The organism is Robertmurraya sp. GLU-23 (assembly GCF_052983275.1).
On sequence record NZ_JBRKCV010000002.1, the window covers coordinates 512,640 to 537,869 of the forward strand.

The window sequence follows — 25,230 nt, forward strand, 5'->3', positions numbered from 1 at the left end:
CCCTTTGTTAGTGATAAAAACATCACTTGCCATCATTCCTAATTATCGACATATGCTTGGGTAATAGAAAACCAAAAGTTAGAAGGAAAACGAAAATGGAAATAGACCAATGCCATCCTTTGTATTTCATATATCCAGAATGGATCATCCCAAATTCTATTAAAAGTGATAGAAAAGTAAAACTAATTGTCAATTTCCACTTATTTTTCTTTGTTAGGTAATTTAAGTAAAGAATGGAAAGTGAGGTTGGTATAAAGGTATAACTGAGAATATCTCCAATGCCAGCCTTTTTTGGGTGACCAATATCAAAAACATCAATGACCCTAGCAATCATGCCGTCGCTAAACCAAGTAGCAAACCCTACAACTCCAAAAGTAATATAGATTTCCCTCCAAGAAATATTTTTTTTACGTACCAAAAGGGCTGTTACGGTTAATAAAATGCTTATAATTACCGGAAACCATAAGCCCTTTGCGCCAAAATCTAAATTCTCGATGATTTTCTGCATTTTATATACTCCTTATTAAAGTTAGACTTATTTTTTCTCATGGCAATTTTTATATACTAGAAATCCAAGAAAGGTTGCTTTCCAAGAAGGCGACTTTTTTTAGTTACATGAACAAAAGTTGTTAAAGATTTTTTCATAACTGTGATTTGGTTCACTACAGTGATTATCATTCTCAAATTATCATGGAAGTAAGAAAACTAAGGGGGAATCAATATGAGCAAGGACAAGGTTGGAAATCAAGTGGAAAATTTCTCAACATCAAAGGTTGGAACATGGATTTCAGTAGGGATGGTTGCAGGTGTAATACTTGTTTCTTATTTTATTTTATTTGGACTTTATATGAGTCGAGTATAGGGGGGAAAAGACATGCATCTGGATGAAAAAATTTGGCTGACACTAAGTTTCGGCATGATTATGATATTTATGTTAATCACAGGTTACCAGACCTTTGCACTTGAGATGGGCCCACCAAGCCATCAGGAAACGATCGATCCCCAGAAGGTAGATCAAACAGTACCTTTTAATGAACCAGGAATAAAGAAAATCGGTGAGAACGAATATGAAGTGGTCATGACGTTGCAAATATTTAGCTTTACTCCGAATTCGATTGAAGTTCCTGCAGGTTCCAAGGTTCACTTTATTCTAACTTCAAAGGATGTCGTACATGGATTTGAGGTAGCAAACACAAATATCAATGCCATGGTTATGCCAGGGCATATACAGAAAATTACTCAGACTTTTGATCAACCAGGAGAGTATTTAGTGTTATGTAATGAATATTGTGGGGCTGGCCATCAAATGATGACCTTGACCATTAACGTGAAATAATCAAAAGGAGGGACGTACATTGGAAACAGTAATACCATCAAAGGAAAAAGTGGCGGTTTTTAATAAAGCTAATCAAGTGCTTGGAGTTCATTTAGAGGATGCAAGAATCACGAAATCATATCTGTTGGTTGCTTTTATCGCATTACTACTTGGCGGATTCCTCGGTTTATTACAAGGACTGAACCGTGCAGGTGTGTTGGAACTACCTGTATGGCTAAATTATTATCAAATCCTAACAGCACATGGTCTACTACTGGTAGTGGTGCTTTCGGCCTTTTTTACAATCGGCTATTTCTATGCAGGATTATCACATACATTAGGAGGACTACTTCCTAAAGTGAGAAAAATGGCTTGGATTGGTTTTTGGATGAAAATGTTTGGTTTTGTCTTAGTGGTTATTCCTATTTTAATGAATGAAGCGTCTGTTATGTATACATTCTATCCACCTATGGCCGCTCACCCCATGTTTTATTTTGGACTCGTTTTTATTGTACTTGGGGTATGGATGCTAGCAGCAGGGGCTTTTGTGAATGTTTCCCACTGGAGAAAGTCTCATAAAGGACAGCATCTTCCTATTCTTGCTTTCTTTGCTACAGGTGTATTTGTTTTATTAGTTGGTGCAACGGCGTTTGTTGCGGTCGAAGTACTTTTTATGATAATTCCATGGTCACTAGGATGGGTGGATACGATTAATGTAATGGTGGCACGTACACTGTTCTGGGCTTTTGGCCATACGGCGGTAAATATTTGGTATTTAACAGCCGTTTCTGCATGGTATGTCATTGTTCCAAAGATTATCGGAGGTACCCGATTTAATGATTATTTAACACGAGTAGTAGTAATTGCCTTGGTTATTATGAATATCACCGGTGGATTTCACCATCAAATTATAGACCCAGGCATTTCGCTCCCGATTAAATTCATGCACGTATTTATGAGTTTGGCTATTGGTTTTCCTTCTTTAATGACAGCGTATGCGATGTTTAGAGTTTTCGAACGGACCGGTAGAAGAATAGGCGGAAAGGGAGCATTAGGTTGGTTGAAGAAACTGCCTTGGGGCGATGTGCGCTTTCTTTCTCCTTTCATTGCCATGGCAGCGTTCGCCCCTGCTGGAGCAGGAGGGATCGTTCAAAGCACGAACCAATTAAATCAAGTTGTTCATAATACGATGTGGATCGTAGGTCACTTTCATTTAACTCTTGGAATGACAGTAGTGATGACATTTTTCGGTATTAGCTATTGGTTAGTTCCTTTCGTTTCAAAACGTGTTTTGACTCCACAAATGAATAGAATTGGAGTGGTACAAACCATTATTTGGACGATTGGAATGGTTATCATGGCTACATCTATGCATATTGTTGGGTTGTTAGGATCTCCACGAAGAACATCATATACCACATATGGTGAACATGCTGCAGCCCAAGCTTGGGACCCGTATATGATGATGATTGGAATTGGGGCAACGTTTTTATTGATTGCTGTCATCATTCAAGTATACGCCATATTTAATATGATGTTCTTTGCTCCAAAAGGGGAAACAGAGTTCCCTATAGCCGAGGTTGAAGCAGGAGAATCTCCAACACCATATTTAACCGAGCGCTGGGGTGTTTGGGTGATTATCATGCTAATCGTTGTTGCTATGGCCTATGTATTGCCGTTAACAGATATGATCGTTAATGCACCACCAGGATCTCCACCATTTAAAACATGGTAACAATTTTGATAAATAGATAGCTCGAAGGTGTGAGCTATCTATTTAAGCTCAGCTTAGGATATGGATGTGATCTCCGTGCTAAAAAACCGACATACTACTATTTCATATATCGTGGTAATTTTATTTGGATTGGTTTTGTTTTACGTCGGAACAGATGGATTTAAAGCATTTACTGCAGAAACTGCCAGATTAAATAAGCTAAAGGAGGAAAAGCCTCTCTTTCCACAAGTAACATTAGAAGACAGCAAAGGGCGAACGTATTCCCTTTCCGAATTCGAAAATAAATATGTATTAATTACCTTTCTGTATACCTCCTGTGGAACTGTTTGTCCTCAGTTAGAAAAAAATATGGCTGAACTCTATGAGAGACTTCCTCAATATATAGGAAAAGACATCTTATTTCTGAGTATTAGTTTTGATCCCACTAGAGATGACCCAGATAGATTGGAAACATATCGAAAGGCTTTTGGTAGTGATGGCGACACGTGGAGAATGGCAAGAATCGTGAATATGAACGAATTAGATTTGTTGCTGAAGCGATTTGGTGTCATTGTTATACCAGACGGAAACGGAAACTTTACACATAATTCCGCCTTCTATTTAGTAGATAAAACAGGGAAATTAAGTGAGGTAATGGATTATACAAAAATTGAGGAAGCTGCTGATCAAATTGCCACCTTGATTGAAGGTGAAAAGGAGAATAAGAAATGACATCCTTCATATATGGCTTGTTGTTATATAGTTTTCTCATGATTCCTCCGGTAGCTAACTTAGTAGAATCCATAATGATTACACATATGCACATGCAAATGCCTTTCCTTGTTATAGCTGGCTTCTTAATGGGTAAACTCTTTCAACAAAGATTTCCGCTTTTCTTTGAAAAATGGAATAGCAATGGCATCCCTGGAATCACCTTATTTTTGATCATAATTATCTATTGGACGATCCCTCGAACGATGGACGAAGCACTAACCGTACAAAGTGTTGAAGTGTTCAAATTTATTAGTTTGCCATTTCTAGCAGGAATTCCACTAAGAGACAGCTGGAACAAAATTAGCTCCTTTGGAAGGAATGTGGTAATAGTCATTTTTATGATTAAATACTTTGGGATGGGAGCCCTCTATATTTTGTGGCCAAGTCAATTGTGTAACAACTATCTATTAATTGACCAACTCACCCTCGGATGGGGATTTATAACCACTGCTCTTTGCCTGTTATTCTATCTAATTTATGTGTTTATGATTGACCCTTCTGACTATGAGTAAACCGCAAAAATACTAAAATGCCCAACAATGATTTGTTGGGCTTAGTTACTGTTACATACGTTCAAATAGTAAAATTACCTAGTTGTTTCCCTATATTTAATATTTTTAATTTGTTCGGTTTTATTATCGAAAGTGATATCAACAAACACTCCGAATTCTTTACTGTCTGTTTTTAACCAAAGTTTAAATTTTTCTGTTGAGTATTTTGTACCTTTTTCTCTGCCGATGTGAAGATAATCAATAATATTAGCTTCGGGGTATTTTTCTTTTGTTTTCTTCATAGCTATCTGACCCCATTTGGCATAAGGAGGAGCTTGTTGTTCTGCAAATGTCACATCATTAGTTTCAAGGAGTGGATATTCTCCAAACCAGAATAAGCCAAATAGCAAATGAACGGATAGTATAAATTTCATGACCAAAACCTCCTTTGTTATGCAAGATGTTGAAATTTTCATTCATTTTCTAATTTATTATAGCTATCCATCTTTGTAAGCCAAAAAGCCGTAAAGTAAAGTGTGATAAAAATAATAAAATCATACAAAGTCGACCAACTTTTAGGGTTATAAAAATCAATTGCATCAAAGAAATTCATTCCTCCAAAAGCAGCAAGGGATGAGAAAAGAACTCCCTTTAATAGTGGATTCATTTTTGGTTTTATTTGTAGTGCAAACATAACCCCAACAGGCGCTAAAGAGAAGTGGTAGGGTAAGAATAAAAAAGGTGCTAATGGGACGATGACCATCGGATATGACCAGAGGCCTAAAGATAAAGCAGCAAGATCAATTGTTAGTGACAATATGATCGTCATCAAACCACCTAAAAGCAGGCGGCCAGTACTATCTTTCTTCCTGAAAGCAAACCAAGCAATCCATGGAATAATAAATAGGGTGATACCAAGCCACCATTGCCAAGTAGTGACAAATTCTTCCGATACTATTTTTACAAATAAAGAACTGATCTCAGTCAACTCGTTATAAGCTTTTTCTGATTGAACGAGCCCATTCTTAAATTCCATTTCTTAACATCTCCCGAAAGAAGTAATAATATATTATTTTTCATTCTGTAGTAAATTATGTAGGGGGTATTTACGTGACCATTTAATTCTTTCCTATTATGACGAACTCATTAAATTGATTATGATCCTTGACCTCTAACTATTGTGATAGTATAAAAAGTTATTTATATGAATTTTTTGAAAAAGACAAAAAATCATATAAATTAAGATAAAAAAGTAAACGTTTTCAAAAATGAACCCCTCTATAATAAGGATAAATAACCCACTACTTAGTGGATTGAAAAAACTATTACTTTTTTTGGAGGGGAAGTTATGTACAAAAATCCACATTATTTTTCACATTTGGCTCATGTTGAATTAATTAGTCCGAAACTAGAGGAGTCAGCTGATTTCTTTAAAAATATTATTGGTCTAGAGGTATCTGACCGGACGGAATCCTCCGTGTATTTCCGGGCATGGGGAGAACATTATCACCACAGTTTAAAAATTACAGCAGGTGAAGAACCTGGATTAGGACATATCGGATGGCGTGCTGATAGTCCTGCCGCTCTTGAGGAAGCGGCGGCTCATATTGAGAAGATGGGACTTGGAAAAGGGTGGATTGAGGGAGATCTTGGTCATGGTCGAGCCTACCAATTCACTTCTCCAGATGGACATTTAGAAGAGATTTTTTGGGATGTGGAGATATACGAAGTACCTACGGTATTAAAAAGTAAGTGGAAAAATCGCCCACAAAAGAATCCCGGTCGAGGAATTTCACCACGTCGTATCGATCATATCACTTTGCATAGCAATGATGTTACAAAGGATCGTGAATTTTATCAAAATCTTGGATTTCGTTATAATGAAGGGATTTTCTTGGATGCAAATGAACCTGCAAGTCCAGAGATTGGTGCATGGCTTTCTGTTACTAATCTTTCTCATGATATAGCATTCTTGAAATCTCATACGGGAGAACCAGGTGGATTTAATCATGTTTGTTATGCGGTAGAAAGTAGAGAAGAGGTATTATTAGCTGCAGATCATATTATTGAAAGCGGATACAAACTAGCGATGGGTGGACCAACTCGACATGCACTTGCAGAAGGTTTTTTCTTTTATGTTGATGAGCCGGGTGGTAACAGATTTGAATTATATGCAGGAGCACATCTCGTGTTTGCGCCTGATTTTGGTCCATATAGATGGAGTCTTTCAGAGAACCCAAACGATGCTTGGGGAAGAGAAATGCCGTGGGATGCAACGGGGAAAATTATTAAGTAATAGCTAAAGTAAGGGGATGATTTAATAATGTGGCACTTTTTTCCTGATAATTATATGTGGTCTTACCAAGTGGTAAGAATGATTAGCCAATCCTATTTTGGTGGCGGAGAGGTAAATGAAATACTTGAAGCCGCTAGCCGAATGAAGGTAGGAGATTTTGAAAGCTTCCATCAAGAATGGTTGAGACTGGGAAATAAGTCATTAACAACAGCAAATGACGCCATGGATAAAGGATATAAGGAAACAGCTCGATCAGGTTATTTGCGTGCAGCAAACTATTATCGTTGTTCTGAATTTTTTCTGCAGCCGGATGATAATAGAAAACTTCCAACCTATTTAAAAGCCGTCGATTCATTCCGAAAAGGAGGGGAGTTATTACCAAATCCCCCAAAAGCGATTAATATTCCATTTGAACATGCTGTACTTCCAGGATATTTTTTCGAAGCACCTGGACAGAAAAAAGGCCCATTAATGATTATGTTCGGGGGGCTGGATTCAACCGCTGAAGAGCTCTATTATGGACCAGCTCAATTTTTGAATGAAAGAGGAATTTCCCTGTTAGCAGTAGATGGACCTGGGCAAGGAGGAGCACTTCGTCTTCACCATATTCATTCTCGACATGACTATAATCTTGCAGGAACCGCAGCATATGAATGGGCCGTGGAAAACCTGGATGTAGACCCCAATCGAATTGGCATTATGGCGGTCTCTATGGGAGGTTACATGGCCGCGAGATGTGCAGCGTTTGAACCGAGATTTAAAGCATGCGCGATTTGGGGAGCGGTGTATGACTATAATGATGTCTGGGAAAAACGACCAGATCATCACCCATTAGCGAAAATTCTACAACACATATTTGGCGTAGAAGATATGCCTGCCGCAAGAGCAAAGCTGCAACACTACAACCTAAGGGGAGTAGCCGAGAAAATTCAGATGCCAACATATATCGTGCACGGGGAGGATGATCGACAAAATACCGTTGATAATGCTCATAATGTATTTAATGATCTAACATGCCCTCGCTGGTTAAAAATCATTCCAGCAAGTAGTACAGGCTCATCCCATTGTCAGGTGGACAATGTTACAGAAACGTACGAAATGTATGACTGGCTGAAGGAGCAACTAGCAAAATAGTTAGGAGGGAAAGGAATGAAATTTGTCACATTTACCAATACAGAACAACAACAAAGGGCAGGCATTATGATGAATGACTCTGTGATTGATCTTCATCTTGCCTCTAATGGTGAACTTCCAGAAACCATGGCGGATTTCCTTAAAAATCATTCCAAATATATGCCGGTTGTTCAATCATTACTAGAGACAAAAGATCTCCCTTCTATTAATCTGAAAAATATACAGCTAAAAGCACCACTTCCAAATCCAACTAGTTTTCGAGACTTTGTTGCCTTTGAAACACATGTGAAGAATGCAACCAAGCGTTCGGGTAATACGGTGGCAACGGAATGGTATGAAATGCCGATCTTCTACTTTTCTAATCCAAATGCAATGAAGGGTCCAAAGGAAGAAGTGAAACGACCTTCAAAATGTGTCCGTCTCGACTATGAACTTGAGCTTGCTTGTGTGATTGGTAAAGAAGGGAAAAATATAAAAGCGAGCGAGGCGGAAGATTATATTTTTGGCTATACCATTTTAAATGACTGGTCTGCAAGAGATATTCAAATGAAAGAAATGAAAGTGTTATTAGGACCTGCAAAAGGGAAGGACTTTGCCACATCCATTGGTCCCTACATTGTAACAACAGACGAACTTGAACCATACCGAGTGGGGCAACGTTTTGATTTAGAGATGACGGCAAAGGTGAATGGGGAAGTTCTTTCTAAAGGAAATTTTAAAGATATTTATTATAGCTTTGGCGATATGATTGAGCGAGCTTCCGAGGATGTGACTCTTTACCCTGGAGATATTATTGGTTCAGGCACAGTTGGGTTTGGATGCCTGTTGGAGCTAGGTACAGAGGTCCATCGCTGGTTAGAACCTGGCGATGAGGTAGAACTCGCAATTACTGGCCTTGGTTCTCTTACAAATAAAATCATTTGAATATGGTAAGGGGGAGCTTATGAGGAGAATAGTGGACCTGAGTGTATCAATTGAAGAGGATTTAAAGGATCCTCTTCCTTTTTCCATTCGATACGAAACACATGAGGAAGGAGCAGAGTTCGGTGCCAAACTAGTGGGTGTTACTCCAGAGGATTTTCCTGAGAGAATGGGATTGGCTGGGGAGTTCCTTTCTCTAACAAGTCATGCTGGTACTCATGTGGATGCCCCTTGGCATTACTGGCCCACTTCAGAAGGGAAACCGGCCCGTACCATTGATGAAATGCCACTTGAATGGTTTTTTAATGATGGAGTGGTCCTTAACTTCACAGATAAACCAGCTGGATATGCAGTAACGGTTGCAGATTTACAAGAAAAGCTTAAGGAAATAGACTATCAGTTAAAGGCTTATGATATTGTAATGATTCGTTGTGATGCAGATAAAAAAAGATATGAACCTTCCTACAGCGAAATTCATGTTGGGGTAACGGCTGAGGCCACACTTTGGTTGATTGAACAAGGCATAAAAGTAATGGGGACAGACGGATGGGGTTGGGACACTCCTTTATCCATTCAGGCTTCTGATTATCTGAACAACCCACGCCCTGGGGTGTTATGGGCAGCCCATTTCGCAGGTAAGGAAAAAGAATATTGTCAAATTGAAAAACTAGCAAATTTAGATCAGCTCCCATCCTTTGGTTTTAAAGTGTCAGTTTTCCCTGTGAAAATTAAAGGAGCTAGTGCTGGGTGGACTAGGGCGGTAGCGATCATTGATGAAACGAAATGAAGGTGAAAAAAAGTTACTAAATAAATATTGAGGAGGTCCTTAGCTATGACAAATCAATATGTAAAAAAAGTACTTATAGTTGGTGGTGGAATAAGCGGGTTAGCCGCTGCCATTGCGCTTCATAAAATTGGTATTGAGGCTGAAATAGCTGAAAAACAGTTAGAGTGGGATATATACGGAGTTGGAATTATTCAACCGCCCAATGCTCTAAGGGCGCTGAATGAAATTGGATTAGCAGAAGCTTGCATGGAACAAGGAACGTCTTACTCTGGGTTTGATTACTATACTGGTTCAGGGCACTTCATGTTCTATGGACCATCGCCAACCATTGAGGGATATCCTGGAGTTAACGGGATTTCTAGAAAAAAATTACATCATATGTTGATTGAAGCTGTTCAAGAAATTGGAACAAAAATTTATATGGGAACTACGGTTAGTCATCTGGACAACCAGGCAGAAGGTGTTGCAGTTGAATTGAGCAATGGAATAACGGCAACCTATGATCTGGTAATAGGTTCGGATGGAAGTAACTCGAAGGTCCGGCAATTGTTGTTTGGAGAAATAACTCAGCAATACAGTGGTCAGGGAGTTTGGAGATATACACTTCCTAGACCTAAAGAAGTAGACAAAGGGTTATTTTATTATGGTCAAAAAGCTAAAGCAGGTTTGGTTCCCATGTCTGATGATGAAATGTATCTTCTAGTCACGACTCATGAACCCGATAATCCAAGATTTCCGAACGACCAATTACATGTACTGCTTCAGGAAAGACTTAATGAATTTGGTGGGGTTATAGCTGAAGCAAGAAACATGATAGTTGATCCATCACTTGTAGTTTACCGTCCTATTTTTAGTCACTTTGTTGAAGGGCCATGGTATAAAGGAAACGTTGTACTTGTTGGAGATGCCGCACATGGGACAGCTCCGCATCTTGGACAGGGAGCTTCTATTGCGATTGAAGATGTGATTGTGTTAGCAGATATTTTAAAGCATGACTTAGATATTGAAGAGACCTTAAGAGTCTTTATGGAAAAACGTTATGACAGATGTAAATTAATTGTTGATCATTCCAATCAATTGGTGGAGTGGGAATTACTTACCTGGAGTGGAAAAATGAATGACGGGGGAAGAATTGGTGCCTTCGTTAACGAAACCTTGATGAAGATGAATGAACCATTCTTAACAGAAGTAAATCGTCCAATTAGTTAACGAATAAGCCTTTGCTATGTGCAAAGGCTTATTTTTTTGTGGTTGTCGATTTTACCAGTATCCTAAAATAATGATATGTTCAAACGTAAACTATTTCTTTACTGTATAAGTATGCGAATTAGCTATATTAAAAGAAGCTAAATCAAGTTGAATTGTTGCGGGATGAAAGGCTTTAGGGGAGTGCATTCTCAATTTTTTTGCTTGGGATAATTTATAATTATCAGATAATACTAGATATTTTAATCTATAATTCATTATAATAGACTATAATAGGATTAGAAATTAGACAGAATAGGTGTGTTCATAAGTAGCGCTCACATCCTTTCTGCGAATTTAGGATATAGATAAGGAAGGTAAAAATGAGAAAAAGAGAAACTACATCAGACGTTTTCTTAATTGGTGCCGGAATCATGAGCGCTACGTTGGGAACACTTCTGAAAGAATTAGTACCAGAATGGAAAATTACAGTGTTTGAAAAGCTCTCGAAAACAGGAGAGGAAAGCTCGAATGAATGGAATAATGCGGGTACAGGACATGCCGCACTGTGCGAGCTGAACTATACGGTTGAAAAACCGGATGGATCTATAGATATTAGTAAAGCGATAAAAATTAATGAACAGTTTCAAATTTCTATGCAGTTTTGGTCCTACCTTGTAAACAGCAGGCTGATACATAATCCACAGGATTTTATTATGCCACTGCCTCATATGAGTTTAGTTCAAGGAGAACAAAATATAGAGTTTTTAAAGAAGCGATTTGATGCGCTGGTAAATAATCCATTATTCCAAGGAATGGAGTTTTCCGAGGATCCAAAAAAACTAATGGAATGGATTCCTCTTATCATGCAAGCCCGCTCAACCAATGACCCTATAGCGGCTACAAAAATCGACTCTGGAACGGATGTCAACTTTGGCGCGTTAACACGCTTGCTGTTTGCCCATTTAGAGAGCAAAGATGTGCAAATAAACCATAACCATAGTGTGCTTGATATAAAACGTACTAACGATGGATTGTGGCAATTGAAAGTGCGGAATATCGAAAGTGGCACGATTGAACACCATACAGCCAAATTCGTCTTTATTGGAGGCGGAGGAGGAAGCCTCCATTTATTGCAGAAATCCGGCATTCCTGAAGGAAAACATATTGGAGGTTTTCCTGTAAGTGGAATTTTTATGGTCTGTAATAATCCAACTGTTGTAGAGAAACATCATGCAAAAGTGTATGGAAAAGCGAAGGTTGGGGCTCCGCCAATGTCTGTACCGCATTTAGATACTAGATTTATTGACAATAAAAAATCCCTATTATTTGGTCCGTTTGCTGGCTTCTCACCTAAGTTTTTAAAAACAGGTTCTGTATTTGATTTAGTAACTTCTGTAAAGCCGGATAATCTCTTAACGATGTTGGCTGCAGGGGCAAAAGAAATGTCTTTGACAAAGTACCTGATTCAACAAGTGATGTTATCAAAGGAACAACGTATGGAAGAGTTACGTGAGTTTATCCCGAATGCTAAGAGCGAAGATTGGGATTTAGTAGTAGCAGGCCAACGTGTGCAAGTGATAAAGGACACAGAAGATGGAGGCAAAGGTACACTCCAATTTGGTACAGAAGTGATTACTGCAGAAGATGGTTCCATTGCAGCATTACTTGGAGCTTCTCCGGGTGCCTCAACGGCCGTTCATGTCATGCTAGAGATCCTCAAAAAGTGCTTCCCACAACATATAAATGACTGGGAACCGAAAATTAAAGAAATGATCCCTTCTTATGGCCTGTCACTAATGGAAAACCCAGACCTATTAAGAAGAATTCATCACTCAACAGCAGAAACTCTAGGTCTAACCGAGAAAGAACCAGTTTTTAGTTAATAAAAAATATACTGAACCTCTAATCTATTCTTGATTGGGGGTTCTTTTTTTAATAGTGGAAGGTAGATATCTTTTATTAATTTGAATAAATGGACCTACAAAAATTTTACAACACAGAAAGAAAACATATGTTCGGTATGGTATAATAGAGAAGACAATAGCATAGTTGCAGGGTGGGGCGGTTGAGCCTTCCTTATGGGAGGTGACAAGCGTGGATTTGGATTCAGCAATGTTTGTATTAGCATTGGTAACTCTAATCGTACTTTTAATTGATAAAATAAAAAAGTAAAACCCACCCTGTATCTTTGGCCGGAACAGGTGGGCTTTACCTTGTAAAGAACCGTATTTTGATCGCCAATCGCACATTCTGCGATTATGCATTGTTAAAGGTAAGCGTGTGTTCAAAGCACATGCTTATTTTTAATATCTGGATGATCTACCCTTATTATAGACTAATTTTAGTGAAAAATAAATTAATTATAATATAATCTAATACTTTCTAATAAGAATATGTGAAGGAAGTTTAATGAGCTGGTAGTCACTACATATTTCCAATAATGATGCACATCCTACTAATAAATAATAGGACCTAGGAGGAGTTGTAGTGAACCTAGATAACATCATTATTGCCCGGGAGAAGATGAAAGGCGTTGTACATGAAACTCCTTTGGATTATTCCAAAACGTTTAGTGACCTTGCTCAAAACGAAGTGTACTTAAAGTTAGAGAATCTTCAAAAGACTGGATCCTTTAAGGTGAGGGGCTCTTACAATAAGCTAATCTCTTTATCTGTAGAAGAATTAAAAAAAGGAGTAGTAGCAGCTTCTGCTGGTAACCACGCTCAAGGTGTTGCCTATTCAAGTCAAATGCTTGGGATTCGATGTACGATTGTAATGCCAAAGGGGGCACCGCTCAGTAAAGTTCTTGCAACAAGGCAATACGGAGCAGAGGTAATATTAGAGGGAGATGTGTTTGATGAAGCCCTTGCTCACGCTTTAGAGCTGAACAAAAAAAGAGGTGCGACATTTATTCACGCCTTTGATGATGAGTCAATAATCACAGGTCAAGGAACAGTGGGATTAGAGATTCTTGATCAACTTCCTGAAGTAGAGGCGGTTATTTGTCCAGTTGGCGGTGGGGGGCTTATTGCTGGTGTCGCTATGGCTGTGAAGGAAAAAAATCCAAACATTGCTGTATATGGTGTTCAAACGATAGCATGTCCTAGTATGAAACAATCATTAATGGAACAGAAGCCCGTTGCCGTAAAATCTGCACCAACAATGGCAGATGGAATTGCTGTACAAAAACCGGGAGAGAGCAATTTCGAAATTGTGAAAAAATATGTAGACGATATTGTCTGTGTAGATGAAATGGAAATTGCACGGACGATGCTCATGCTTTTAGAAAGAAATAAATTACTTGTTGAGGGGTCAGGGGCTAGTTCTCTTGCCGCATTATTGTATAAAAAAATAAATATAACAAATAAGAAGGTGGCATCTGTTTTAAGTGGCGGTAATGTCAATGTTCATTTTATATCTAGGATCATTGAACGTGGACTTGTTGAGTCAGGAAGGTACGCGAACCTATCTATCATTTTAAAGGATAAGCCTGGAGAGCTTCAACGGGTCGTCAGCTCGATAACGGAATTAGATGCCAATATTCAAGATGTTCATCTCCATCATATGGGGAAGAATATCTATCCTGGCTACGCACAACTCGATCTATCGGTTGAAACAAAAAATAATGAGCATATCAAAGAGCTGTTTAGTGTTTTAAAAGAGAAAGAGATTCAAGTAACGATGGAATCTTAGGAATGTTTTTAGGTTACCAGCCAATTATTTGGTTGGTTTTTTATTGGATTCTAAAGAAAGTAAACAATGGTGTTGATTTTGTTATTGAATTGGTCACCAGAAAATGTTAACGTTAACAAAAAGAGGATGTGAACCTATGGAAAAGTTTATGGGAAGTAATTTTTTATTGAAAAATGATACAGCTGTTACGTTATTTCATGATTATGCCAAAGAGATGCCAATCATCGACTACCATTGTCACTTAAATCCAAAGGAAATCTATGAAAATAAGCAGTTCAAAAATATTACTGAAGCTTGGCTGTACGGTGATCATTATAAGTGGAGAGCAATGAGGGCCAATGGAATAGCTGAGGAGTATATAACCGGTGATAAATCGGACTATGAGAAATTTCTAGCGTGGGCAAAAACTGTACCCATGACGATCGGGAATCCGTTATATAATTGGACTCATTTAGAGCTTCAACGATTTTTCGGAATTTATGACATTTTAAATGAGCAGAGTGCAACTTTTATATGGGAAAAAGTAAACACATTGCTGAACAAAGAAGATTATCGTGTTAGAGAGTTAATCGTTAAGTCTAAGGTAAGAGTGATTTGTACGACAGATGATCCAGTCGATACGTTAGAATATCATGTTTTGTTAAAGGAAGAAAAGGATTTTCCTGTGAGTGTCGTTCCGGGATTCCGTCCTGACAAGGGCTTGGAAATTCAGCGAGAAGGTTTTTTAGATTGGGTGGCTAAGCTTTCTGAAGTTTCTAGTATTGATATTGAAAGCTATGAGGATTATCTAGCTGCACTTGAGTCTAGAGTTCAGTTGTTTCAAACAGTGGGATGTAGAGTGTCCGACCATGCGTTAGATTCTATGGTATATGAGGAAGCTACTTTTGAAGAGGTCGCCCAGGTTTTTGCCAAAAGAGTAGCAGGAAGTCAGATCTCTTTGGAAGAGGAAAAGAAATTCAAAACCTTTACGCTCCTGTTTTTAGGGAAACTTTATGCAGACCTAGATTGGGCCATGCAGTTTCATATCAATGCAAACCGTAATAATAACACGAGAATGATGGGTTCGCTTGGACCGGATACAGGTTATGATTCCATTAACGACGATCAAATTGCTAAGCCATTAGTGAAAATCCTAGATGAATTAGATCGTCATCATAAGCTACCGAAAACCATTCTTTACTCTTTAAATCCTGGCGATAATCATGTAATTGCAAGTATCATAAACAGTTTTCAAGATGGAAAGATACCTGGGAAAATTCAATTTGGGACGGCGTGGTGGTTCAATGATACAAAGGATGGTATGCTGGATCAAATGAAGGCTTTATCTAATATGGGGTTATTTAGTCGTTTTATCGGGATGCTAACAGATTCGAGAAGTTTTCTATCCTATACAAGGCATGAATACTTCCGAAGACTCGTCTGTAATTTAATTGGTGAGTGGGTCGAAAACGGAGAGATTCCCCGTGACATGGAATTATTAGGAGGAATTGTGCAAGGAATCTGCTACAACAATGCAGAAGCTTACTTTGCTTTTCAGGAGGTAGAAGTGAAAGCTTTTTAATGATACAAAAAGGAAGGTCAATATGATTACGATTAAAGATATTGCTAGATTGGCGAACGTATCGCATACAACTGTTTCGAGAGCATTGAATAATAGTCCATTAATTAAAGAGCCAACGAAACGAAAGATACTTGAAATTGCCTCCCAGCTCAACTACTCACCCAACGTGAATGCGAAAAGTTTAGTCATGCAAAAATCACATACGATTGGTCTGTTTTTAACAAGCATTAGTAACGGAACGTCGTCTAGCTTTCTTGCTGATACGATCAAGGGCGTTAACAGTATGATAACGAATGAGTACAATTTATTCATACGAGGAATTGATGATTACGAAGACTATACAAGTATCAATTCACAAAGATTTGACGGCATTATTTTGATGAGTCAGAGTGTTTCAGACAATTCCTTTATCTATCATGTGCTGCAAAAAAAAATTCCTTTAGTGGTTCTTAACAGAGAAGTAGAAGAGACTAGTATACCCAATGTGTTAAGTAATGACACAGAAGGAGCTCGTATGGCTGTGGAGTACTTAATCACAAATGGCCATCACGACATTGCCATTATTGAGGGAACACCAAGTTTTAAATCTTCACACATGCGGAAGGAAGGCTATCTTCAAGCGTTAATGGAAGCTGGGATACCGATTAAAAAGGAATACAGTATATCAGGGAATTATGATATGGAAAGTGGATCTCAAGCGATGGAACAATTGCTTTCCCTTACATCTCCGCCCACTGCTGTGTTTTGTTCGAATGACGATATGGCTATTGGTGCTATGAATACGGTTTTTGCTCGAGGGTTAAGTGTACCGAACAACATATCCATTGTAGGCTTTGATGATAGTGGTTTTTCTCAATATACAACGCCACGGTTGACCACAGTGAAGCGGCCGGTAGAAGAGATTAGTAGGGTTGGTGTTGAGAGACTTCTTTCACTTATTGGGAGAAAAGAGGAGGAAGTTGAGAGAACCTTTATGAAAACAGAGCTAATTGTTAGGGACTCCGTTAGGATGCTGTTATAGCATCCGGTAGTTTTAAGAAAAAATGTTAACGTGTGCATTGATAAAAGGAGGGAGTTTTATTGCAAAGGTTAAATCGAAGCAGCTATCCTGAGTCCAAATCATATCCAGAAAGAGTTCTTCAATTTGGTGAAGGAAATTTTCTAAGAGGATTCGTAGACTGGCAAATTCAAGTTTTAAACGAGAAGGGTGAGTTTAATGGAAGTGCAGTCGTTATACAACCGAGAGGGTTCGATAAAATTGAGAAACTAAATCGTCAGGATGGAGTATACACTTTATATTTACAGGGCATGAAAGAGGGACGTCCTGTAAATGAATTTCAGGTGATAGATTCCATCAGTAGAGGGATTAATCTGTTTACTGATTATAATGAGTACCTCAAATTAGCAGCTAGCGAAGAGCTTCGATTTATTGTGAGCAACACAACCGAGGCTGGGGTTGCTTTTCAGCCGGAAGATCGGTTGTACGATCGACCACAGAAAAGTCTTCCTGCGAAATTGACGTCGTTTTTATACTATCGTTTCAAAGCGTTTTCAGGTGATGTAAACCGAGGATGCATCATTATCCCTTGTGAACTGATTGAAAATAATGGAAAGGTTTTGAAAGAATTAGTCTTGAAATATGCTAAGCTTTGGAATTTGAATGATGAGTTTATTCAGTGGATTCACCAAGCAAATACGTTTTACTCAAGTCTTGTTGACCGAATTGTACCAGGATATCCAAGTGACACCATTGAAGAGAAAACAAAGGAACTTGGGTTTATTGATGAATTAATGGTTGTTGGTGAGCAGTATCATCTTTGGGTCATTGAGGGTCCGCAATCTCTTTATGATGAGCTGCCGGTAAAGGATACAGGTTTGAATACTATAGTCGTGGATGATTTGACACCATATCGCACAAGAAAGGTAAGAATACTAAACGGTGCGCATACGGCCATGACACCTGTTGCTTATTTATCTCATCTCGAAACGGTTGAAGATGCTGTCAATGATCCTGAGGTTGGTGTATTTTTGAAAGAAATGATTACCGAGGAAATTATCCCTACTCTTGAAGGCGAGGAAAAAGAGCTTTCATTGTATGCTGAGGAAGTACTCAGCCGATTTGCCAATCCCTATATTAAGCATTATCTGATGAGTATTTCTTTAAACTCCATTTCAAAGTTTCATACAAGAAATATTCCAACATTACTAGATTATATGAATCATCAACATGAATTGCCAAAAAGGATGGTGTTTTCATTAAGTACGCTCATTTACTTTTATCGAGGGAAAAGGGGAATGGAAAATATTGACCTTCACGACCAGTCAGAGACACTGCAATTTTTTTATGAGGTCTGGAAACGGTATGAGGAGAAGATAGTCACCTTACATCAACTGACAGAAGAAGTGTTGTGTAATGATCAATTATGGGGAAGGAATCTAGCTGTATTTCCGAATCTTGCCCAGGTGGTAGCTAATCACCTTTTGCAAATAGAAGAAAACGGAGTACTGAACACGTTAAGAGTGTTGAATGAAAAAGTATGTAAGTGAGGAGGGGAATCAATGAAGAAAGTGTTGAAAATACATGAGAACGACAATATCATACTAGCTTTACAAAACATAAAAGCTGGTGAAGAGCTTTTAGTAGATGAGATATCAATTACTGTAAAAGAAGAGATTTATCGAGGACATAAAATCGCTCTTAGAGATATCCAAGAACAAGAGAATATCGTTAAATATGGTTACCCAATCGGTCATGCTCTGTCACCCATTTGCAAGGGTGAACTTGTTCATACCCATAATACTCGAACCAATTTATTAGGGACAGAGGACTACGAGTATGTTCCGAATCAGACGGTAAATCCGTATGGGAACGAAAACCGTACCTTTAAAGGGTATAAAAGAGAGAACGGAACAGTTGGGATTCGTAATGAGCTTTGGATTGTGCCGACCGTAGGATGTGTAAATGGAATTGCTGAAAAGATTATCAAGCGTTTTGAAAAACAAGTTGGTACGGAAAATCCATTTGATCATGTACTAGTTTTAAAGCATAGCTATGGATGTTCACAGCTTGGAGATGATCACGAAAATACTAAACGTATCCTTTTAAATGCAGTTAATCATCCAAATGCAGGGGGAATCCTTGTATTAGGGCTTGGTTGTGAAAATAATGAGCTTCCTAAATTTAAAAAATCACTTGGAGAAATTAATGAACATCGGGTGAAATTTCTCGTTTCACAGGCTGTGACGGATGAAATTGAAGAAGGGTTAAAGCTCGTTATGGAAATCTATGAAGCTGCAAGACAGGATCATAGAGTTGATGTACCGCTATCAGAATTGAAAATTGGCTTAAAATGCGGAGGTTCTGATGGATTCTCTGGTATTACCGCAAACCCACTTTTAGGAAGGTTATCTGATTATCTTATCGCACAAGGAGGTACAACCGTATTAACCGAAGTGCCAGAAATGTTCGGTGCAGAGAAAATATTAATGGAACGAGCTGTAAATGAAGACGTTTTTCATAAGGTTGTTCATTTAATCAACGATTTTAAAGAATATTTTCTTGCCCATAATCAACCGGTTTATGAAAATCCTTCCCCAGGGAATAAGGCGGGTGGCATCACGACACTTGAGGATAAATCTCTTGGTTGTACGCAGAAAGCAGGAACCTCTACAGTTGTTGATGTATTGAAGTATGGGGAGGTACTTAGAGTTAATGGGTTAAATCTTCTAAGTGCACCTGGAAATGATTTGATTGCTTCAACAGCATTAGCTGCTGCAGGCTGTCATATGGTTTTATTTACAACTGGAAGAGGGACTCCATTTGGTACCTTTGTTCCAACAATGAAAATATCTACGAATTCTCAAATCTATGAAACCAAACCCCACTGGATCGACTTTAATGCAGGAATACTTCTAGAGGAAGACCTAGCAGCTGAACAGGTACTACAAGATTTTGTTAGCTATATGATCGAAGTGGCTAGTGGGGAATGGGTTAATAACGAGAAGAATGATTTCAGGGAGATTTCCATTTTTAAAAGTGGAGTTACTTTGTAAATATAGGGGCCTGCTTTAATGGATGTTCACTAAAGCAGGCTTTTTAATTTTCTTCTAAAACGATACTGCTAACCACTCTTTCTTCTGTATTCTTGGCAATTTTCGTTTTGTATTCTAGATTTTCGTGATAGTTCATTTTGAAAATACAAGAATAAAGGATATCCAAAATCAAGTGAATGGAGTTATTGGTTGAATAGTAGCCAATTTTTGAATACAGCTTTTCACGGGTAGAAATGTATAACGTACAATCTGAATAGTTTTTTAGACTGTTTTCGCTAAGACTCGTTAATGAAATAATAGGTGTTTTTCTGTCCTTCAATACCTTTGCAATTTTAATAACCTCGTCCGATTCACCAGAATACGAGATTAAAATCGCTGTGTTTCTAGGGGTAGAATTGTTTGCTACAAATATTTGCTCTTCAGGAACATTCATTAATTCCACATGACGATTAATACGAAGCATTTTGTGCTTGAAGTCATATGCCACTAACAGGGAATTGCTTATTCCATATATATTAATGATGTCAGCTTTAGCTAGAAGCTCTGTCGCTTTCCGTAATTCCTCATTTTTTAAAAGTGCCAAAGTATCGTCAATCGTTTCGGTTGCTAAATGACCAATTTTTGAAGCGATGCTCATAAAGCTATCTTCTGGTTCAAAAGGGAAATTTGGATCAATATTTGAAAAATGCTGGTTTAAATAGTGGATTTCCTCAAGATATTTCTCTTTTAACTCATTCCAGCCGCTAAATCCTAATTTTTGTGACAAACGAACGACAGTGGAAGGGGAAGTAAAGGTAGCTTGAGCTAAATCCTTTGTTGACAAATGCTGGATATTTTCCTTTTCTTTTAATATATATGTCGCCAGGACTTCTTCGGACTTTGATAAAGAGTCCATTGATTCAAGCTTATTTGAGATGATCATAATGTAATTACTTTACTCCTTTTTAAAAAGGTATTTCATTATTTGATTAAAAAAGGTAGATAAAAATAGAATGCCATTCTAATCTGCATGGAAAGTCTTTCACTATCAATATTCTTCCTATACTATATCACTATAAGTTAGTGAATGAAATAAACATAAAGCTTATAGGCTGTTTAGGTTCGGGCATGATAAGTGGAGTGATTTTAATAGTAAACGGAGGAACAGATCATGGCATTTCAAGAGAACTTTTTATGGGGCGGGGCAGTTGCTGCACATCAAGTAGAAGGTGGCTGGAATAAAGGTGGAAAAGGTCCGAGTGTGGCTGACGTAATGACTGCAGGTGCACACGGTGTCCCTAGACAAATTACGGATGGAGTTTTAGAAGGAAAGTTTTATCCTAACCATGAAGCCATTGATTTCCACGGCAATTATAAAGAAGATATTGCTCTATTTGCAGAAATGGGTTTCAAATGCTTCCGAACAAGTATTGCTTGGACACGTATATTTCCTAAAGGTGACGAAGTAGAGCCAAACGAAGAAGGCTTACAATTTTATGATGATATGTTTGATGAGTTATTAAAACATGGCATTGAACCTGTCATTACGTTAAGTCACTTTGAAATGCCTTATCATCTAGTGAAGGAATATGGTGGTTGGCGTAACCGTAAAGTGATTGAATTCTTTGTACACTATTCGAAAACAGTGATGAAACGTTACAAAAACAAAGTGAAGTACTGGATGACCTTTAACGAAATCAATAACCAAAAAAATACAGCAAATCCATTGTTCGCTTGGACATGTTCCGGTCTTCAATTTAAGGAAGGCGAGAGTAGAGAAGAAGTCATGTACCAAGCGGTCCATCATGAGCTCGTGGCTAGTGCATTAGTTGTAAAAGAAGGTCGCAAAATTAATCCAGACTTTCAAATTGGTTGTATGATTGCTATGGTACCGATTTATCCATATTCTTGCCACCCAGATGATATGATGCTTCAAGTAGAATCCATGCATGATCGCTGGTTCTTTGCCGATGTTCATGCAAGAGGCCATTACGGTACGTACGCATTAAAAGAGTGGCAAAGAAAAGGGTACAGCATTAAGATGGAACCTGAAGATGCCCAAATCCTAGCAGAAGGTACTGTTGATTATATTGGATTTAGCTACTACATGTCTGACGCAGTAAAAAGCGGAGTCAATCAAGTGGATGAAATTAATGTAGTCGGCTCTAGCTCAAGTGTGAAGAATCCATTTGTTAAAGCATCTGATTGGGGATGGCAAATTGACCCAGTTGGTTTAAGATATTCTCTAAATCAATTATGGGAAAGATACGAACTTCCATTATTTATCGTTGAAAATGGCTTCGGTGCTATTGATGTGAAGGAAGAAGATGGAAGTGTAAATGATGACTATCGTATTGACTACCTACGATCACATATAGAAGAAATGGAGAAAGCCATCGAATTAGATGGAGTTGAGTTAATGGGTTACACTCCATGGGGTTGTATTGATTGTGTATCTTTTACAACAGGTGAAATGAAAAAGCGCTACGGATTTATCTATGTTGACAAAGACAACGAAGGGAACGGAACTCTAGAAAGATCCAAGAAGAAATCTTTTGACTGGTATAAAAATGTCATTGCAACGAACGGTAAAGAGCTAAAATAAATGAGAAAACTGACTTTGGTTTATGCCAAGGTCAGTTTTTTTAGTTAAAATAGAAATTTACTTTCTGATTCTTCTTGATAACAATGCTGCGTGACCTAACAGAATTCCAGTGACAGCAGCAGCGATAAGAGTAATAAGTGCAGTTGGGATATTCTCGAAAATGGGTCTCGAAATATTGGTAAATCCTATAACAAAACCAAAGGCTCCTAATAAGGAAGTAAGAATCGTAAATTTGAAACTCTGTGTGGGAAAGCTTAGCATAGCACTACCGATTAACCCCATAAAAAAGATCGCAAAGATGAAATAGTCACCTGACAGTCCTACAATTAACCCACCTATTCCAAAGCCTAAAGCGCTTAAATACCGAACATCCACCTTTATCCCTCCCTGAATTTCCCCTTAGGATATATATATTCAGATTTATGGAAGAAGGTTTTTGAATAGTCTAACATTCCTGTAAATGCAAGGGTGAATAACTCTAATTAAGATTGTGCAATATAATCTATACCTGTTCAGCACACTTCATTCTTGGAGGGTCAAAAAAATGCAATGGTATATGAAAGTTTTAAAAAATTACGTTGGGTTTCAAGGAAGAGCTAGGAGAAAGGAGTACTGGATGTTTTTCCTGTTTAATTTTCTCTTTACCATGTTGTTCTCAATGATTGAAATGATGCTCGGTATGGGAGGAATACTTTCCGGGTTATACGGATTAGCTGTTTTGCTACCTTCACTAGCGGTTAGTGTACGCCGCCTGCATGATATAGGAAGGACAGGGTGGTGGATGTTGCTCTCCTTTATCCCTCTAATCGGATTAATTGTGATTCTAGTATTTGCAGTATTTGACAGCCAACCAGGTGAAAATAAATATGGACCCAATCCAAAGGGCTACTAACAAGTGTAACCACCTATATTAAATAGGTGGTTAGTTTTTATTTTCTAATATTAAATTTCTATAATAACCGGCAAAATCATCGGTTTTCTCTTTGTTTGAGTAAACAAGTAATGACCAACTGATTTTTTGATATTTTGTTTCATAACATTCCACTGTCGAACGTTTTCTGCATGTAAATCATTAACCGTCTTTTTTGTCAACCGATTAATTTCTCTAATTAAATCTTCGGAATCCTTCACATATACAAAACCTCTTGTGATCGTATCCGGACCTTGGATAATTTTTCGATCCGCTTTACTTAGGGTAATGACAATAACGACCATTCCGTCCTCAGACAGTTGTCTTCGATCTCTTAGGACAATTTCTCCTACATCTCCCACACTGACTCCATCGACATATGTGTCCCCGTTAGGGATGCTACGAGTTTGAACAGCCATTCCATTTTCAACATCAACAACATCACCATTTTTAATAATAAAGGTGTTTCCTTTTTCTACACCAACAGACTCTGCTAATAATCGATGATGGTGGAGCATTCGGTATTCTCCATGGATAGGGACAAAATAAGTAGGCTTCATTAATGTAAGCATGAGTTTAAGGTCCTCTTGATAACCATGTCCTGAAACGTGCATACCGGTTGTGCTTCCAGACCCATAAATCACCTTAGCACCGAGTTGGAACAGATTATCAATAATACGCGAGACATCCTTTTCGTTACCTGGAATGGGAGAAGCAGCTAATATAACTGTATCCCCAGGATAGATCACCATATCTCTGTAATTTCCAGTAGATAATCGGGAGAGGGCAGCCATTGGTTCACCTTGGCTACCGGTACAAAGAACAGCTACTTTTTCCGGAGCCAATTCGTTTGCCGATCTTGCGTCAATAATCATACCTTCAGGAATATTAACATAGCCCCGTTCCATTGCTACTTGTACGACATTTATCATACTGCGTCCAACTAAGGCGAGTTTTCGATTCGTTTTAATAGCTGCATCCACCACTTGTTGAACACGATTTACATTGGAGGCGAAGGTAGAGACGAAGATTTTTCCATCTGCACGCAGAAAAGCCTCGTCCATATGATTTCCTACCATTTCTTCAGAAGGAGTTAATCCTTTTCGCTCAGCATTAGTACTTTCGGAAATTAATACGAGTACACCTTTTTTACCGATCTCGGCCATTTTGTGTATGTCAGAATGCTGGTGGTTGGCAGGAGTTAAATCGAATTTGAAGTCACCAGTATGTACCACATTTCCCTCAGGAGTATGGAGAACAATTCCAAGACAATCGGGAATACTATGACTAACTTTAAAAAAGGAAACTCCGACTTCTCCAAAAGTAAGCTCTGATTCCGCGTGGACCTCGACAAGTTTGGTATCACCAGTTAAACGGTGTTCGTCTAACTTCAATTCAATTAACCCTAACGTAAAACGTGTTGCGTAAATAGGAACATTAAGTTTTTTGAGAAAATAAGGAATTCCACCAATATGATCTTCATGCCCGTGTGTAACAATTAGGGCGCGGATTTTTTCTTTGTTTTCCTCTAAATAAGATGTATCAGGGATGATTAAGTCAATTCCTAATAAACTTTCATCAGGGAATTTCCCTCCACAATCAATGACGATCATGTCATCTCCATATTGAACTACATACATATTCTTACCAATTTCATTTACTCCACCAAGAGCAAAAATGGATAGTTTATTTTGATTCATATGAAAACCTCCTTTTACCAATATAGTTTAGGAATAGTGTTCCCATATATAGGTGGGTTATTATTACCATTCAAGAAGAAGTTCGCGAGTGAGTGTCTCTTACATAACT

Annotated in this window: 24 protein-coding genes; 18 read left to right on the forward strand and 6 right to left on the reverse strand. The window is 38.2% G+C overall.

All coding sequences use genetic code 11. The annotated features are described in order from the left end of the window. Nucleotides 1–22: 22 nt before the first annotated feature. On the reverse strand, nt 23–508 hold the full coding sequence (locus ACVBAX_RS06795) for a hypothetical protein (RefSeq protein ID WP_447116367.1): 486 nt from the start codon (nt 506–508) through the stop codon (nt 23–25). A gap of 213 nt (nt 509–721) precedes the next feature. On the opposite strand from ACVBAX_RS06795, the gene ACVBAX_RS06800 reads away from it, so the two are divergent. From ACVBAX_RS06800 to ACVBAX_RS06820, 5 genes are all read left to right on the forward strand, one after another. Continuing rightward, nucleotides 722–862 carry a hypothetical protein gene (locus ACVBAX_RS06800; RefSeq protein WP_447116368.1) on the forward strand — a complete coding sequence of 47 codons (141 nt, stop codon included), beginning with the start codon at nt 722–724 and terminating at the stop codon, nt 860–862. A gap of 12 nt (nt 863–874) precedes the next feature. Next, on the forward strand, nt 875–1,336 hold the full coding sequence (locus ACVBAX_RS06805; protein WP_447116369.1) for a cytochrome c oxidase subunit II: 462 nt from the start codon (nt 875–877) through the stop codon (nt 1,334–1,336). Between the two features lie 19 nt (nt 1,337–1,355). Next, nucleotides 1,356–3,050 carry a cbb3-type cytochrome c oxidase subunit I gene (locus ACVBAX_RS06810; RefSeq protein ID WP_447116370.1) on the forward strand — a complete coding sequence of 565 codons (1,695 nt, stop codon included), beginning with the start codon at nt 1,356–1,358 and terminating at the stop codon, nt 3,048–3,050. Between the two features lie 75 nt (nt 3,051–3,125). After that, the gene (locus tag ACVBAX_RS06815; RefSeq protein WP_447116371.1) at nt 3,126–3,761 is read left to right on the forward strand and encodes an SCO family protein; all 636 of its coding nucleotides are present in this window, start codon (nt 3,126–3,128) and stop codon (nt 3,759–3,761) included. After that, on the forward strand, nt 3,758–4,315 hold the full coding sequence (locus ACVBAX_RS06820) for a hypothetical protein (protein WP_447116372.1): 558 nt from the start codon (nt 3,758–3,760) through the stop codon (nt 4,313–4,315). The genes ACVBAX_RS06815 and ACVBAX_RS06820 overlap by 4 nt, the downstream gene beginning before the upstream one ends. A 74-nt stretch (nt 4,316–4,389) precedes the next feature. On the opposite strand, the gene ACVBAX_RS06825 is transcribed toward ACVBAX_RS06820, so the two are convergent. Then, nucleotides 4,390–4,728 carry a DUF3889 domain-containing protein gene (locus ACVBAX_RS06825; protein WP_447116373.1) on the reverse strand — a complete coding sequence of 113 codons (339 nt, stop codon included), beginning with the start codon at nt 4,726–4,728 and terminating at the stop codon, nt 4,390–4,392. 38 nt (nt 4,729–4,766) lie between these two features. After that, nucleotides 4,767–5,330 (reverse strand): CBO0543 family protein, encoded by a 564-nt coding sequence (locus ACVBAX_RS06830; RefSeq protein WP_447116374.1) that lies wholly within the window; start codon nt 5,328–5,330, stop codon nt 4,767–4,769. Nucleotides 5,331–5,642: 312 nt separating this feature from the next. Here ACVBAX_RS06830 and ACVBAX_RS06835 point away from each other — a divergent pair, with 312 nt between their 5' ends. The 11 genes from ACVBAX_RS06835 to ACVBAX_RS06885 all read left to right on the forward strand — a co-directional run bounded on the left by ACVBAX_RS06835 (nt 5,643) and on the right by ACVBAX_RS06885 (nt 19,927). Continuing rightward, nucleotides 5,643–6,590 (forward strand): VOC family protein, encoded by a 948-nt coding sequence (locus ACVBAX_RS06835; RefSeq protein WP_447116375.1) that lies wholly within the window; start codon nt 5,643–5,645, stop codon nt 6,588–6,590. A 27-nt stretch (nt 6,591–6,617) separates the two neighbouring features. After that, on the forward strand, nt 6,618–7,724 hold the full coding sequence (locus ACVBAX_RS06840) for an alpha/beta hydrolase family protein (protein WP_447116376.1): 1,107 nt from the start codon (nt 6,618–6,620) through the stop codon (nt 7,722–7,724). Between the two features lie 15 nt (nt 7,725–7,739). Further along, nucleotides 7,740–8,648, forward strand: coding sequence for a fumarylacetoacetate hydrolase family protein (locus tag ACVBAX_RS06845; protein WP_447116377.1), 909 nt, complete (start codon nt 7,740–7,742; stop codon nt 8,646–8,648). A 19-nt stretch (nt 8,649–8,667) separates the two neighbouring features. After that, the gene (locus ACVBAX_RS06850) at nt 8,668–9,432 is read left to right on the forward strand and encodes a cyclase family protein (protein ID WP_447116378.1); all 765 of its coding nucleotides are present in this window, start codon (nt 8,668–8,670) and stop codon (nt 9,430–9,432) included. A gap of 45 nt (nt 9,433–9,477) precedes the next feature. Then, the gene (locus ACVBAX_RS06855) at nt 9,478–10,641 is read left to right on the forward strand and encodes an FAD-dependent oxidoreductase (RefSeq protein WP_447116379.1); all 1,164 of its coding nucleotides are present in this window, start codon (nt 9,478–9,480) and stop codon (nt 10,639–10,641) included. A 359-nt stretch (nt 10,642–11,000) separates the two neighbouring features. Further along, the gene (locus tag ACVBAX_RS06860) at nt 11,001–12,503 is read left to right on the forward strand and encodes a malate:quinone oxidoreductase (RefSeq protein WP_447116380.1); all 1,503 of its coding nucleotides are present in this window, start codon (nt 11,001–11,003) and stop codon (nt 12,501–12,503) included. Nucleotides 12,504–13,143: 640 nt separating this feature from the next. Further along, the gene (gene ilvA / locus ACVBAX_RS06865) at nt 13,144–14,313 is read left to right on the forward strand and encodes a threonine ammonia-lyase (protein ID WP_447116493.1); all 1,170 of its coding nucleotides are present in this window, start codon (nt 13,144–13,146) and stop codon (nt 14,311–14,313) included. A 136-nt stretch (nt 14,314–14,449) separates the two neighbouring features. Beyond that, nucleotides 14,450–15,874, forward strand: coding sequence for a glucuronate isomerase (gene uxaC / locus ACVBAX_RS06870; RefSeq protein ID WP_447116381.1), 1,425 nt, complete (start codon nt 14,450–14,452; stop codon nt 15,872–15,874). Between the two features lie 22 nt (nt 15,875–15,896). Next, nucleotides 15,897–16,895, forward strand: a complete 999-nt coding sequence (locus ACVBAX_RS06875; RefSeq protein ID WP_447116382.1) for a LacI family DNA-binding transcriptional regulator — start codon at nt 15,897–15,899, stop codon at nt 16,893–16,895. Between the two features lie 59 nt (nt 16,896–16,954). Further along, on the forward strand, nt 16,955–18,421 hold the full coding sequence (locus ACVBAX_RS06880) for a tagaturonate reductase (protein ID WP_447116383.1): 1,467 nt from the start codon (nt 16,955–16,957) through the stop codon (nt 18,419–18,421). A 12-nt stretch (nt 18,422–18,433) separates the two neighbouring features. Next, nucleotides 18,434–19,927, forward strand: a complete 1,494-nt coding sequence (locus tag ACVBAX_RS06885; protein WP_447116384.1) for a UxaA family hydrolase — start codon at nt 18,434–18,436, stop codon at nt 19,925–19,927. Nucleotides 19,928–19,970: 43 nt separating this feature from the next. On the opposite strand, the gene ACVBAX_RS06890 is transcribed toward ACVBAX_RS06885, so the two are convergent. Beyond that, entirely contained in the window at nt 19,971–20,849 is an 879-nt protein-coding gene (locus ACVBAX_RS06890; RefSeq protein WP_430775319.1) for a MurR/RpiR family transcriptional regulator, read from the reverse strand. A 228-nt stretch (nt 20,850–21,077) separates the two neighbouring features. On the opposite strand from ACVBAX_RS06890, the gene ACVBAX_RS06895 reads away from it, so the two are divergent. Further along, a complete protein-coding gene (locus ACVBAX_RS06895; protein ID WP_447116385.1) occupies nt 21,078–22,511 on the forward strand; it encodes a 6-phospho-beta-glucosidase in 1,434 nt (477 codons plus the stop codon). A 57-nt stretch (nt 22,512–22,568) separates the two neighbouring features. Here the strand turns inward: ACVBAX_RS06895 and ACVBAX_RS06900 are convergent, their stop codons facing one another. Continuing rightward, the gene (locus ACVBAX_RS06900) at nt 22,569–22,886 is read right to left on the reverse strand and encodes a hypothetical protein (protein WP_447116386.1); all 318 of its coding nucleotides are present in this window, start codon (nt 22,884–22,886) and stop codon (nt 22,569–22,571) included. A gap of 169 nt (nt 22,887–23,055) precedes the next feature. Here ACVBAX_RS06900 and ACVBAX_RS06905 point away from each other — a divergent pair, with 169 nt between their 5' ends. After that, nucleotides 23,056–23,403 (forward strand): DUF805 domain-containing protein, encoded by a 348-nt coding sequence (locus tag ACVBAX_RS06905; protein WP_447116387.1) that lies wholly within the window; start codon nt 23,056–23,058, stop codon nt 23,401–23,403. A gap of 50 nt (nt 23,404–23,453) precedes the next feature. Here ACVBAX_RS06905 and ACVBAX_RS06910 read toward each other — a convergent pair whose 3' ends face one another. Continuing rightward, nucleotides 23,454–25,121 (reverse strand): ribonuclease J, encoded by a 1,668-nt coding sequence (locus ACVBAX_RS06910; protein ID WP_447116388.1) that lies wholly within the window; start codon nt 25,119–25,121, stop codon nt 23,454–23,456. Between the last annotated feature and the right edge of the window lie 109 nt (nt 25,122–25,230).